Consider the following 12,434-nt stretch of genomic DNA (forward strand, 5'->3'; position numbering starts at 1 on the left):
CCGCGGAGGGGCTGTCGGTCGTGAACGCCCCAGGAGTCGTGGATTCGGGCTACCGCGGCGAGGTCAAGGTCGTGCTGGTCAACCTCGACCCGGGCCGCACCATCCAGGTCCGGCGGGGCGACCGGATCGCCCAGCTGCTGGTCGTCCCTGTCGTGCGGCCGGAGGTGGTCGAAGCCGACGAGCTGCCGGAATCCGGCCGCGGCGACTCCGGGTTCGGGTCCACGGGATCGTGACGGGCGACGCGGGTGCGCGCACCGGGGGCGTGACGGTGTCCGAGGAGGCGTTTGACCTGATCGGCCGGTCCATCCGGCAGGCGAACTACGACCCGGGGCACGTGGGGGTCCGGATCCGGCTCGTCGGGGGGGAGCTCAGGCCGCGGTTCGTCCCCGCTCCGGAGCCGGGCGACGAGGTCGCGGAGTCCGGCGAAGTCCGCGTGTTCCTGGACGCGAAGCTGGTACGGGAGAACCCGGGTGCCCAGGTCGCGGTGTCCCAGGAGCACGACCAGCTGGTCCTGCGGGCCCCGTCCGGCTGACGGCGTCCGCAGCCGTGCCGGCAGGGGGTCCGGGGGCTTGTAGAGTCGGTGGGTGGAGATCGACATCGTCCTGGACGCCGAGCCGCCGGAGGCCACGGAAGCGCTCGAGCGCGCCGTGACCGCCCACCCGGCGACCCGCGACGGGCTGCTGAGGGAGACGGTGACCAAGTGGCCCGGGTGCCTGGAGGCGTGGGCGCTTCTCGGCTCGGACTCCTACGACCGCGGCGACTACGTGTCGTCGTACGCCTTCTGCCGCGTCGGTTACCACCGTGGGCTGGACCGCATGCGCCAGTCGGGGTGGCGTGGCACCCAGACCCTGTCCTGGGACCATGCCGAGAATCGCGGCTTTCTGTCCTCACTTCACGGGCTGATGCGCTCCGCGGCGGCCATCGGCGAGGGGGTCGAGGCACGAAGGTGCCGGGACTTCCTCCTCCAGCTGGACCCTCGGGATCACTTCGGCGTGGAGGCTATCAAGCCCGCTCAGCTCAGCCGCCGGCTGGAGGAAGGGAGCGTGCTATGAAGCGACCGCTGACGGCCGCGGCGGTTGTCGTGGCGCTCGCCCTGATCCCAGCGGGTTGCGGCAACGAAAGGCCCGAGTCGGCCCGGAGCGTCACCACGTCCGGTCCCACCGCCCCGGCGGCCAAGCCGGCGTGCTCGATGGCCACTCCCGCCCCGGTTGCCCCCGATCCAGCACTCGACCTGTCCACGGAGCCGGTCATACCGAAGCCGGAGGGCGACCCACCCTGCGCTTTGATCGTGGAGGACCTGAAGGAGGGGACGGGCCCCGCGGCGACCCCCCAGTCGATCGTGAACGTCCACTACGTCGGCGTCTCCTGGTCCACCGGCAAGCAGTTCGACGCTTCGTGGGACCGCGGACAGCCGATCGAGTTCCCGCTCAACCGGGTTATCAAGGGCTGGACCGCCGGGATGACCGGGATGAAGGCCGGGGGCCGCAGGCGGCTGGTGATCCCTCCGGAACTGGGCTATGGGCCCGAGGGGCAGCCGCCGGACATCGCCCCCAACGAGACGCTGGTATTTGTCGTGGACCTGCTCGGCGTGACCGACCAGCCGACGCAGCCGGCAATGCCTCCGGCGCCGGTCACCCCTGCGCCCGGGACCCCGGCCCCAACCGCGACGCTTGGCGCGACTCCCGCCACCGGGCACGGAGACGGCCATTGAGCCGGGCGTTCTAAAGGGACGCGATCTTCGAGACGAACTCCTCCCCGAGCCGCCCGAGGGCGGCCGGGATGTCTGCGGCCGTGAATGCCGGTGGAGCGACGACGATGGTAGTGGCTCCCGCGTCGGCCAGCCGTTTGGCCTCTTGGACCGAGTGGCCGCCCGAACCGATGAGCTCGATCTCGCCGGTATTGCGTCCGGCTTCCGCGGCGGCGCGCCGGCATTCGTCGAACAGCCCGGGCAGCTGCGAGCGATCCGGCGCTGAGGGGAAGAACCCGTCGCCAAGCCGCCCGGCGCGCCGGGCGGCGGCGGGGGAGTGGCCGCCGACGACGATCGGGATGCGGCCCCGCGTGGGCTTGGGGTAGCTGCGCGCGCTGGAGAACCTGTAATGGTCGCCGTTGAAGGACTCGTCGTCGGACCACAGCGCCCTGAGGGCCTGAATCGCCTCGTCCGTGCGCGCGGCTCTCTCCTCGAACGGCACGCCGATGGCCTCGAACTCCTCCCGCAGCCAGCCGATGCCCACGCCGAGGACGAACCGGCCCTGCGACAGGACGTCTATGGACGCGCACTCCTTGGCCAGGATGACCGGCGACCTCTGCGGCAGGATGAGGATGCCGGTGGCCAGCCGGACCCTGGTGGTCACGGCGGCCACGTACGAGATCCAGACCAGAGGGTCCGGGATGGGCGACTCCTCCGGACCGGGCATGCGGCCCGACCTTGAGTACGGGTAACGGCTGGCGTAGTCCTTCGGCACGACGACGTGCTCCACGGTCCACAGCGAGTCGATGCCGGACTCGTCCGCCGCCTCACCCAGGGCGCGGGCTCCCGCGGGCGTGCCGAACTCCATGATGTTGCTGAACGCGATTCCGACCTTCATGCAGGCAAGATTCGCACCACGGAGGTCGCCGCCGCCAGACCGGGCCGCCGGTAACCGGGCCCAGGGCTAAGGCGGGCCGCGGTCCAAGACCGGGCCCCGTCCCCGCCCGCATAATCTTGGGGCGTCGCCGGAGGAGCCAGATGGACCCCAGAGACACTGCCGAGGAAGCGCGGTTCCGGGCCGAGGTCCGTGCGTGGGTGCAGGGTGCGGTCCCGCGGTTCCGAGACGCGTACGCCGCTACCCGCGACTCGGAGCAGCGGCTGCGGATTTCGGCGGACTGGCAGGCGGAGCTGTTCGAGGCTGGGTTCGGCGCGATCGGGTGGCCGGCGGAGTATGGGGGCCGCGAGGGGACGCCCGTACAGAGGTTCATCGTGGCTCAGGAGCTCGGCGCAGCCGGCGCCCCGTGGCACCTCAACATGTCGGTGACCCTCGGATGGTGCGCGCCGGCGGTGCTGGACTACGGGACTCCGGCCCAGAAGGAAAAGCACCTGCGGCGGATGCTCAGCGGCCAGGAGGTCTGGTGCCAGCTGTTCAGCGAGCCAAACGCCGGGTCTGATCTCGCATCCATCACAACCACGGCCGTGCGCTCCGACGACGAGTACGTCGTGAACGGGCAGAAGATCTGGTCGTCGGGCGCGCACTGGTCGAGCTTTGGGATCCTCGTCGTCAGGACCGACCCCTCCGCGCCCCGATACAAGAACCTGTCGTTTTTCATCTGCGACATGTCCAATGCAGGGGTCGAGATCCGCCCGATCACACAGATCACAGGTGAGCGCGACTTCTGCGAGGTCTTCTTCAGCGACGCGCGACTTGCGGAGTCCGATCGTGTCGCCGAGGAGGGCATGGGCTGGACGGTAACCGTCCACACGCTGCTCAACGAGCGCATCGGCTTGTCCGGTGGAGGGGGGATGCACCGGCTGGTCTCCCAGGCCTGGGAAGGCTACCTGCGCAGCGTGAAGCAGACCGGTCCCGACGGCAGGGCGCCGTTGGACGACCCCCGCGTTCGTCAGAGACTGGCCGACGTGTACGTTCGCTCCGTCGCCAACCGCTGGACCGCGATGCGCGCCCTGGACGCCGTCTTCAAGGGCCAGATGCCGGGACCGGAGGCCTCGGTCCTGAAGCTCACGAGCGACGCCTGGTTCCAGCAGGTCCAGGAAGCGGCGGGGGAGGTCCTCGGTCCGGCGGCCCTGGTGACGGATGGACCGGGGGCCCGCGACGGGGGGGCCTGGGCCCGGGGGCTTCTGCAGTCCCGGGCCATGACCATCGGCGGGGGGACCACCGAGGTCCAGAAGAACATCGTGGGGGAGAGGGTCCTGGGGCTGCCCCGGGACCCCCGTCCGGCCGTCCCCTGACCGGACGAGGGCCTCAGAGCCTTCCGTCGAACCCCGATCCGGCCGTCCCCTGACCGGACCGGGGCTCGCGGCCTACCAGAACCTCAGCGCGGAGACCAGGCGGGAGAAGGTGCTGGGGCTGGTGGAGCGGGTGGCGCGGACCTGGGTGCTCGGGGCGGTGGTGTTGATACGGGGGCCGTTGTCGCCCAGCGTCTCGGTCAGCGAGGCGAATGCAGCCTTCTGCTCGGCTGCCTCCTGGCTGACCTTGGTGGCGGCGGCGGCGGCCTTGACGGCGGCGGGAGAGGAGGCGACGGGCTGAGCCTGCGGGCGGCGGGCGGTGGTGGTGGCGGCGGGGCGGGCGCTGGCCGGGGCGGCCGTGGCGGCCTTGCGGGCCGGGGCGGCAGTCGCGGTGCCGGCGGCGGGCTTGGTGGTCGAGGTCGCGGCGGCCGAGACGCTGGCGCCGACGAACATCTGCGTGACGTACAGCCGGCCGTCGTCGGTGGAGACGACACCGATGCCGACGAGGTTGAAGCTGCCGTTCTCGATGTTGGCGCGGTGGGGGGCGGAGCGGATGAAGGCGTTCTGGATGGCGGCTGCGTCGGTGCCGACTCCGACGTTCTCGCCGAGGGTCCTCCAGTTGGAGACGGCGGCGGCGGTGTCGGACTCGAGGTTCGGGTTGTGGTAGATGCGGCCGGCTTCCAGCATCCGGACCGCCTGCTTGCGGGCCTGGCCCAGCAGTCCGGAGTGGGTGGACAGCGCGGGGAGCCCGGCGCCTGCGCGGTGCTCGTTGACCATCCGGGTGATCGTCTGCTCGGCGCCCGTCTGGACGGTGGCGGTGGCTCCGGTCTGGGCCAGGGCGGGGGCGGCGGTGGTGACGACCGCGGCCGCCACCAGGGCGGCGATGGCGCGGGCGCAGCGGCGGGCGAGAACCTCTGTCGCGGTTCCTGCGGGAGTCTGGTTCTTGCGGGTCATTTCGTCCTCCTCGATTGATCTCGTAAGCGCAAGATAGGTCGAGAAAGACGTCCTGCTATCCGTAAAAAAGGCCCTCTGACCTGCGCATTTGCTACGCGACGGGGCCTGGTGCGTAGCCCTGATGGGCTGCGCGGAAACCACGCGGGACTACGTGTTTTTCCCGTACGTGGCAGGCCACCAGCCGCAGGTCGCGGGGGGTGGCGGCTGAGGGTTCCACGGCGGCCGGGCTAGGGGTGTAGAGGCCGTGAACGGCTATTTCGGACCACCGATCGGGACCGAACGGGCTACCTCGGGACCGAACGGGCTCCCTCGGGGCGGCCGGGCTACCTCGGGGCGGCCGCGTTATTGAGTGCCGGACGCGCTACTGGGGCGCTGGGTGCGCTTCCAGGGGGGCCGGCCGCGACGTCAGGGGGCCGAGCCGGGCTTTACTCAGGAGCAGACGCGTCAGCTTGCCTGAGCGACTGAGATGAGACCGGAGTCTCGGGCGAAGCGCACGAGGTCGGACCGGGAACGCACCCCGGTCTTCTGCGTGATGTGCGTCCGGTGGCTCTCGACGGTGCGGGCGCTGATGAACAGCTCCGCGCCGACCTCCCTGTTGGAGTAGCCGAGGGCGACCAGCCTCAAGACGTCCACCTCCCGAGCCGACAGGTCCAGGCCGTGTGGCGTCCGGACGGATGCCGCCTCTGCCTCCTGCGGGGGCAGCTGGAGGAGCGAGGCTCCGAGTGACGGAAGCAGGTACCTGCCGCCGCCGGCAACGGACTTGATGGCGAGCTCGAGCTCCAGGTCGGCGGCGTCCTTGAGCACGTACCCCATTACGCCGGCCGAGAATGCCTCCCTGACGAATGCCGGATCATCGGACATGGTCAGCACCAGGACGGGCAGAGCGGGCCACCTCTTCCTGATCTGACGCGTCGCCTCGATGCCTCCCATTCCCTCCATTCTCAGATCCAGCACGATCACGTCCGGACTGCTCTTCTCTTGGCCGTCGAGGAGGCCCGGGAGGGCAGCCAGCAGCTCTTCGCCCGAGCTGGCCTCGCCCACGACCTCGAAGTCTTCCCTGAGTTCCAGGAGCAGCCTCAGGCCGGCCCTGACGATTGCGTGGTCGTCAACGAGCACGATCCGTGTCACTTCCGCACCTCCAGTTCTACGGTGGTTCCGCGTCCCGGAGCAGAGGTAACGGTCAGGTGGCCTCCCGCCAGTTCGGCCCGCTCCCGCATCCCCTCCAGCCCCAGCCCCAGCCCCTCCGTGCGCTTTGAGGCGTCGAATCCCTGCCCGTCGTCCCTGACCCACAGCCGGAAGCCCGACTCCGACTCCTCCGTATGGATCGAGACCGTTGATGCGCGCGAGTGCTTGGCGGCGTTGTTCAGTGCCTCCTGGACGACCCGGTACAGGGCCGTCTGCACGTCCGAATCCAGCGCGGAGCCGCAACCGGACAGGCGCACCCGCGTCTTGATCCCCGACCGACTCTCGAAGTCGCTCGTCAGGCGGTCCAGCGCCGCCTCCAACCCCAGGTCGTCGAGCACGGGTGGACGCAGCGAGACTGCAATCTGCCTGATCTCCCGGATGGCTTCGGACGTCAGGTCGCGCATCTCGTCGATTCTTCGGCGGATCTCCTCCACGGACTTGCCCTGCTCCGCGACTTTGAGCCCCAGCAGGACGGAAGTGAGGGCCTGGGCGCCGGTGTCGTGCAGGTCCCTGGCCAGGCGTGCCCTCTCTTCCTCCTGAGCGTTGATCACCCCTGAAAGCAGCCGGCCCTTTGATTCGGCCTCCGCAGTCGCCAGGGCCAACTGCTTCTCAGCGCGCGATGCCTCCTGCTGCGCCTCGAACAGATGGGCGTTGTGCAGCGCCATCGAAGCCAGGTCGGCGAACAGCTCCAGCACTCCGAGGTCGTCCCGGCTGAAGCGGCTCGCCTGTCCGTGTGCCACAGCCAGGACGCCCACGGTCTCCCCTTCGTCGAACAGGGGCGCGAACATCGCCGAACGTGCGTCGAGTGCACGCGCGATCGGGTGCTCGACGCCTGCGTGTGCCTCCACGTCCTCCACGAGATGGGCGCGTCCGCTGGTCATCGTCTGGCCCGAGACCGACCCCTCGATGGGGACAAAGGCGTTGCGCGCCTTCGTGGCGCCTCTGCCGACCGCAACCTCCAGGCACAGGGTGTTGTCCGCGCAGCGACGACCTATCGTGGCCGACCGGGCCCCCGTCACCTCCATCGCGCGCTCCGCTATGAGCCGCAGGACCTGGTTCGGGACGACCTCAGAGACCAGTGCCGCTCCGACCTCGTGCAAAGACCGCAGCTGAAGCAGCCTTCGCTGTGCCTCCAGCTCCTTGGTTTGGGCTTCTGCAGCAATGGTGGCGTGTGTCTCCGCAGCCCTCTTCTGAGCCTCGAACAGGTCGGCGTTGCGCAGTGCGACCGACGCCAGGTTGGCGAACAGTTCGAGCAGGTCCAGGTCCTCTCCGCTGAACCGGTTCGCCTCACCGTGCGCCACGGCCAGCACACCGACGGCCTTGCCGTCTTCGACCAGCGGAGCGAACATGGCCGATCTCGCCTCGAAGGTCCTCGCGATCGGGTGCTCGACGCCGGGGTGGGCGTTTACGTCCGCGACGAGCTGGGCAAGTCCCGACGTTATCGTGAGCCCGGAGACCGAGCCGCGAATCGAAACCTCGGCGTTCACCGCGCGGGCGGCTCCGCGTCCGACGGCCACCTCCAGTCGCAGCGTGTCGGGACCGGTCCGTCTGGCGATCGTCGCCGAGCGGGCTCCCGTCACCTCTTTTGCCCGCTTGGCGATCAACCGCAGAACCTCGTGGGGGACGACCTCAGCGATCAGCGCGGCACCCACCTCCTGAAGCGACCCCAGCTGGCGTAGACGTCGCTGGGACTCCTCCGCGCGGGCGGCAGACTCGGCGGCCAGGAGCGCCTCTGCTCTGGCGGACGCGCGCTCGGCCTCGAAAAGGCGGGCGTTACGCATTGCGATCGTTGCGAGGCTCGCGAACAGTTCGAGGAGACCCAGGTCCTCCGGACCGAAGTGGTGCGGCTCCGCGTGGGCAAGGCACAGTACCCCCACCACCTCGCGGTGATCGGACACCGGAGCGAACATCACCGATCGTGCCGCCAGCGCGCGTGCGAATGGAAAGCGTTCCCAGGCCTCGTCGTCCACATGCGCCTCGAGATGCGACTGCCCCGTCTGCATCGTCTTGCCTGCGAGAGAGCGCTGTATGGGCACGACCATGTCCTTGACGCTGCGGGCGTGGCGGCCGGTGGCGAAGTCGAGTCGAAGCGAATCCGGACCTGTCCGCCGGGCCAGTGAGGCCGTGTGGCTGCGGGTGAGCAGCTTCGCGCGGTGGGTGATGAGGGTCAGGATCTTGTCGGGGTCGAGCTCCTTAAGGAGGGCCGAGCCCACCTCCTGAAGCGTCGCCAGCTGCGCGGCTCGGTTGTCGGCAGGCTGCAGACGGCGCGTCTGCTCCAAGCGCCCCTGCCCGTGGGCCTCAGGCGCGGCTCGCCCTGCCATGGCCACAGGCGCCTCCTTGTCGTTCGGCCTCGAGAAGTGTCCACTCAGCCGGCCGCATCCCCGGATGGCCGGACCGGCCAAAGACGCTTGCGAGACGACTTCGTTGGGGGACGAGGATGACTGTCTTCCTTTGAATCGTCCGCTTGCCGCAGTCCTTGAGAAAAGCGACACCAACGAGGGAACGCATGGCCGGGGTGAGAGGGACACTCACTGCGGGGACGCGCCGGACCAAGTCAGACCTCCCTAGATCACCCCGGAGTGGCGGAGATGTCCCGAGTCGGCTCTGGCCCTTTAGTTCCCCGCCGGCAGGATGTGTCGAAACGGCCCCTGCTGGGGGATGTCCCTTTAGCCCCTCGTGGGGGTCAGTAGGTGGTTAGCAGGGCAACGCCGTCAGCGCGACCAGAACTTCAGGCGGTGCAGGAGGCCCGGGAGGCCGCCCTTCGGACGCTTCGCCTTTGTGGGGGAGCCGGACCTGCTCAGCTGTGTGGCAAGCGTGCGGGCCTCCGTTTTGCCGGCCGTCACCCGTGCGCCGCCGTCCTTGGGCTGGAACAGGGTTGCCAGCGCCGCCAGGGCCTCCTCCTGGGTCCGGTACTCGTAGCCCGTCGCCCGGCGCGGCACGGAGACCGTTCCTCCGTGGCCGGACGCACTGAAGGCAGCCCCTGCCGGGGCGGTACGCCCCCCAATGGCCTGGGTGACGGCCGGAGCGACGTCCTTGGGTACGGGCGCAAGCGCGAACAACTGGGTGACGAAGATCAGGCCGTCCGCGGTCGAAACCGCCCCGATGCCACCCAGGTTGTACCGGCGGTTCTCGATGTTTCGCCGATGGGAAGGAGAGCGTAGGAATGCGCGCTGGATCGACTCGGGGCTGACTCCGACGCCCACGTTCTCTCCGACCAGCTCCCACGCAGGCAGCGCAGCAGTCGCCTCGGAACGCAGGTTCGGATTGTGGTAGATGTCGCCTTTGCGCAGCATCCTGGCCGCCTGAGCCCGGGCCAGCCCCACGAGCCGTGGCTGGGAGATCAGGGGGCCGAGCCCCACTGAGACCCTGTGGGCATTGACCAGTTGCATCATCGCCTGCTCCGCTTGAGGAGCCGCAACTGGTTCGGTGGACTGCGCGGAGGCCGGCAGCGCAGTGAGCAGCACCGCGGCCGCCAGCGTGGCGGCGAGCGCGATCCTGCGACGGGAGGGGACGCGATCCGGTGGTGTGGTCATCAGGTTTGGGGGGACGGGGTATAGGGCAACTGTTTCAACGTCGGAGCCGCGAGTTCCTGCCGCCCGGACTGTCGCAAGGTGGACTTAGGGGACATCGCGGGAATGGTACAGGCTCGACAAATCCCACGGGACCCTCCAGCGGTCCCACAGTCACCAACTGGAGGGACAGATGTCCGACACCGAGAGGCAGTGGCGGGAGAAGCTGAGCCCGGCGCAGTACGAGGTCCTGCGCAACAAGGGCACTGAGCCTGCCTTTTCCGGCACGTACGTCAACTGCAAGGACCAGGGCACGTATCGCTGCGCGGGGTGTCACGCCGAACTGTTCGGTTCGGACACGAAGTACGACTCCGGGTCCGGCTGGCCGAGCTTCACCGACCCGGCCGTCCTCGAGAACATCGAGCTGCATCAGGACACGAGCCACGGGATGGTCCGCACCGAGGTCGTGTGCAGGTCGTGCGGCGGCCACCTCGGACACGTCTTCCCCGACGGCCCGGGTCCCAGCGGGCAGCGGTACTGCATCAACTCCCTGGCGCTGGAGCTGGACCCCAAGTAGGCATCACCCCAGCCAGGCGAACGGCGAGTCGCGCATGACATCGTCGAAAAGGGCGCCCTCGTCGGCGTCGACCCCCCACCGAGCGAAGTGCTTGCACACGTTGTGGATGTCCCGGCGCAGGAACTCGATGCCACGCTGGCTGCGGGCGATGTCCACAGCCTGAGGGAAGTCGATCAACCAGGGCCGTCCGTCCCAATACAAGACGTTGTAGGCGGACAGGTCCCCGTGGACCAGATACGCGTCGAGAAGCTTGCGGATGTCCAGGATCACCGATTCGAAGGCTCGCTGGGCCTCCTCGCCCGAGAGCCGAATTTCGGCGAGGCGGGGGGCGGCGGCTTCCTCGTTACCGATGTACTGCATGGCCAGGCCCTCGCTCAGGGCCTCCACCGGATAGGGCACCCGCGCACCCGTCCGCCATGCCGTTCGCATGAGCGGGAACTCCCGGTACGCCCATGCGTACTCAAGGACCTGGCGTCCGAACCGGGTGCGCTTTCCCAGGGCCCGGTCCACGCGCTCGTCTCCGGTGCCCTGCCCTGCCCGGTAGTCCTCCTCGCGGCGAAAGGCTCGCTGGGCCCGCGGCCTGTACCTCTTAACGGCGAGCAGACACGAGCGTGGGCCCGAGGCTCGCCTGACGAGCACGACGTCGGCCTCTTTGCCCGACTTGATCGTGCCCAGCTCCTCCTCCGTGTAGTGGTTGCGTATCACCCATGAAGGCTCTTCCTCAGCGCCTTCGACGCCTTCCAGGTGGACATCTTCCGTATCCAGTCCGGCCTCGACCAGCCAGTCATCGTCGCGCTGCGGCTGCCGCTTTCGGATGGGGTCGTCGTCGGCCCCGAACTGCTCGTCCTCACGCCAGATCTCGGCCTCCGGTTGCTGCTCGAGGTCGCGCGCGAGCTCGTCTTTGATCGTCAAGGCAGAAGCTCCCTTCGTCGTGATCGTCGAAATGGGGAGCCCGCCCCGGGGTCCGGGGGCCGCGCGCTTGACTGCGGGCGGTGCGACTCAGCGGGTCGCGGCCGGAGACGAGGCGAGCACCTGCGATATGTCATGCATGGCGCCCACCTCCTCTCCGATGGCCTCCGGTGGGTGCCGGAGGCGACAGTGCATCATGAGCCACCTCGCGCCTCAGCGCAAGGGGTCTGGGGCCGGGGATCCTTGAGGGCCCTGGCCGGCCGGCGGATCGGCGGTGAGGGGGTCGGTTGGCGGATAGGGGGCGAGCGGGCCGGTTGTCGGCGGATCGGGGACCGCCAAGGCATCCCCGCTGCCGTCGTCGTCAGTGGAAGGGTCACGCGTCAACGAGGTCAGCACCAGGGTCGTCCCCACGGCGATCAGCAGGATCGCGGCCCCCCACTTCAGGTGGTGGCCCACCGAGGCCATCCGGCCGGCAAGCACCAGAGCCGAAAAACCGATAAAGGCGAGGCCGGCGGACAGTGAGACGGCGTCCAGGTGGTGGCGCTTCACGGTGCCACCTCCTCGACAGCTCCGAATGGGGGGCCGAATCCCGGAACCGGTCCCGGAAGGCCGGGCCGGAGCGCCGGCTCGCCCTGCCTCGTCACCGTCACCTCGCCCATCCCGGCCTTCAGCCGCAGGTCCAGCGTTCCGGACAGCTCCGAGCCCGGTTCCTGCCGATCCAAACGCGAGTCAAGCCCTTCGGACTCGTGCCCGAGCACCAAGACCCGGCCGGCGCCGGACTGCGCCCGGACCATGAGTCCCGACGTTGCCGGCGCAATCACCGTCAGCTCTCCCATCCCGACGCTTGCGTTTACCCGGGTGGTGCCGGGGGGAACGTGCAGGCTCGACAGGTCCAGCGTCAGCTCCCCCGCACCGAGCTGGTATTGGCGGCGCAGCTCGCTCATCGCCAAGGGGCGGATGAGACGCTCTCCCGCTCCTCCCCGCAGCGGCACCCCCTGGGCGGCCGACGCGAGGAACAAGGCGGCCGCGAGCAGGATCCCGAGCGGTATCAGGGGCCGGCCGCGCCCCCAAAACGACCCGGCGACAAGCGCCGTGCCAACCACCAGCAGCATCGCCGCCAGCATCTCGCGGGGCTTCAGGTCCAGCAGTCCCATCGAGTCCAGCAGAAGTCCAAGACCGAGCATCAGCACGAGCAGTCCGACCGTTATGCGGCTCAGCACTGAGCACTCACGCGGCCGCGGAGGACCCTCCGGGCGCGCAACCACCGGCAGGGGGGCGGCGACGGTCGCTCGATCCGCACTCGAAGACGCGGAGCCGGGGGCCGCGGCCGGCTGCTGGGGGCCGGGTGGCCTGTCGCCGTCGGACC

14 protein-coding genes are annotated in these 12,434 nt (G+C 69.5%); 6 read left to right on the forward strand and 8 right to left on the reverse strand.

The window, feature by feature from the left end; genetic code table 11:
• From VNE62_09250 to VNE62_09265, 4 genes are all read left to right on the forward strand, one after another.
• Positions 1-233, forward strand: a 233-nt coding sequence (locus tag VNE62_09250; protein ID HVE92466.1) for a dUTP diphosphatase, incomplete at its 5' end; no start/stop codon positions are given.
• Positions 230-532, forward strand: coding sequence for a hypothetical protein (locus tag VNE62_09255; GenBank protein HVE92467.1), 303 nt, complete (start codon positions 230-232; stop codon positions 530-532). The genes VNE62_09250 and VNE62_09255, both read left to right, overlap by 4 nt.
• A 52-nt stretch (positions 533-584) precedes the next feature.
• Positions 585-1,052 (forward strand): DUF3151 family protein, encoded by a 468-nt coding sequence (locus VNE62_09260; GenBank protein ID HVE92468.1) that lies wholly within the window; start codon positions 585-587, stop codon positions 1,050-1,052.
• A complete protein-coding gene (locus VNE62_09265; GenBank protein ID HVE92469.1) occupies positions 1,049-1,711 on the forward strand; it encodes an FKBP-type peptidyl-prolyl cis-trans isomerase in 663 nt (220 codons plus the stop codon). Before VNE62_09260 ends, VNE62_09265 begins: the two co-directional genes overlap by 4 nt.
• Positions 1,712-1,721: 10 nt before the next feature.
• Here VNE62_09265 and VNE62_09270 read toward each other — a convergent pair whose 3' ends face one another.
• Positions 1,722-2,585, reverse strand: coding sequence for an LLM class F420-dependent oxidoreductase (locus VNE62_09270; protein ID HVE92470.1), 864 nt, complete (start codon positions 2,583-2,585; stop codon positions 1,722-1,724).
• 140 nt (positions 2,586-2,725) lie between these two features.
• Here VNE62_09270 and VNE62_09275 point away from each other — a divergent pair, with 140 nt between their 5' ends.
• Complete coding sequence (locus VNE62_09275; GenBank protein ID HVE92471.1) at positions 2,726-3,937, forward strand: acyl-CoA dehydrogenase family protein; 1,212 nt, start codon at positions 2,726-2,728, stop codon at positions 3,935-3,937.
• A 72-nt stretch (positions 3,938-4,009) separates the two neighbouring features.
• Here VNE62_09275 and VNE62_09280 read toward each other — a convergent pair whose 3' ends face one another.
• From VNE62_09280 to VNE62_09295, 4 genes are all read right to left on the reverse strand, one after another.
• On the reverse strand, positions 4,010-4,888 hold the full coding sequence (locus VNE62_09280) for a CAP domain-containing protein (protein HVE92472.1): 879 nt from the start codon (positions 4,886-4,888) through the stop codon (positions 4,010-4,012).
• Between the two features lie 444 nt (positions 4,889-5,332).
• The gene (locus tag VNE62_09285; protein HVE92473.1) at positions 5,333-6,016 is read right to left on the reverse strand and encodes a response regulator transcription factor; all 684 of its coding nucleotides are present in this window, start codon (positions 6,014-6,016) and stop codon (positions 5,333-5,335) included.
• The gene (locus tag VNE62_09290; protein HVE92474.1) at positions 6,013-8,394 is read right to left on the reverse strand and encodes a GAF domain-containing sensor histidine kinase; all 2,382 of its coding nucleotides are present in this window, start codon (positions 8,392-8,394) and stop codon (positions 6,013-6,015) included. The genes VNE62_09285 and VNE62_09290 overlap by 4 nt, the downstream gene beginning before the upstream one ends.
• A gap of 390 nt (positions 8,395-8,784) precedes the next feature.
• On the reverse strand, positions 8,785-9,606 hold the full coding sequence (locus VNE62_09295; protein ID HVE92475.1) for a CAP domain-containing protein: 822 nt from the start codon (positions 9,604-9,606) through the stop codon (positions 8,785-8,787).
• 169 nt (positions 9,607-9,775) lie between these two features.
• On the opposite strand from VNE62_09295, the gene msrB reads away from it, so the two are divergent.
• Positions 9,776-10,159, forward strand: a complete 384-nt coding sequence (gene msrB, locus VNE62_09300; GenBank protein ID HVE92476.1) for a peptide-methionine (R)-S-oxide reductase MsrB — start codon at positions 9,776-9,778, stop codon at positions 10,157-10,159.
• A 3-nt stretch (positions 10,160-10,162) separates the two neighbouring features.
• Here msrB and VNE62_09305 read toward each other — a convergent pair whose 3' ends face one another.
• From VNE62_09305 to VNE62_09315, 3 genes are all read right to left on the reverse strand, one after another.
• A complete protein-coding gene (locus VNE62_09305; protein HVE92477.1) occupies positions 10,163-11,071 on the reverse strand; it encodes an RIO1 family regulatory kinase/ATPase in 909 nt (302 codons plus the stop codon).
• A gap of 210 nt (positions 11,072-11,281) precedes the next feature.
• Positions 11,282-11,617: a hypothetical protein gene (locus tag VNE62_09310; protein ID HVE92478.1), complete on the reverse strand. Its 336-nt coding sequence runs from the start codon at positions 11,615-11,617 to the stop codon at positions 11,282-11,284.
• A partial coding sequence (locus VNE62_09315; GenBank protein HVE92479.1) for a LiaF domain-containing protein occupies positions 11,614-12,434 on the reverse strand: 821 nt, incomplete at its 5' end. The genes VNE62_09315 and VNE62_09310, both read right to left, overlap by 4 nt.

Source organism: Actinomycetota bacterium, from assembly GCA_035536535.1.
Taxonomy (GTDB): Bacteria; Actinomycetota; JAICYB01; order JAICYB01; family JAICYB01; genus DATLNZ01.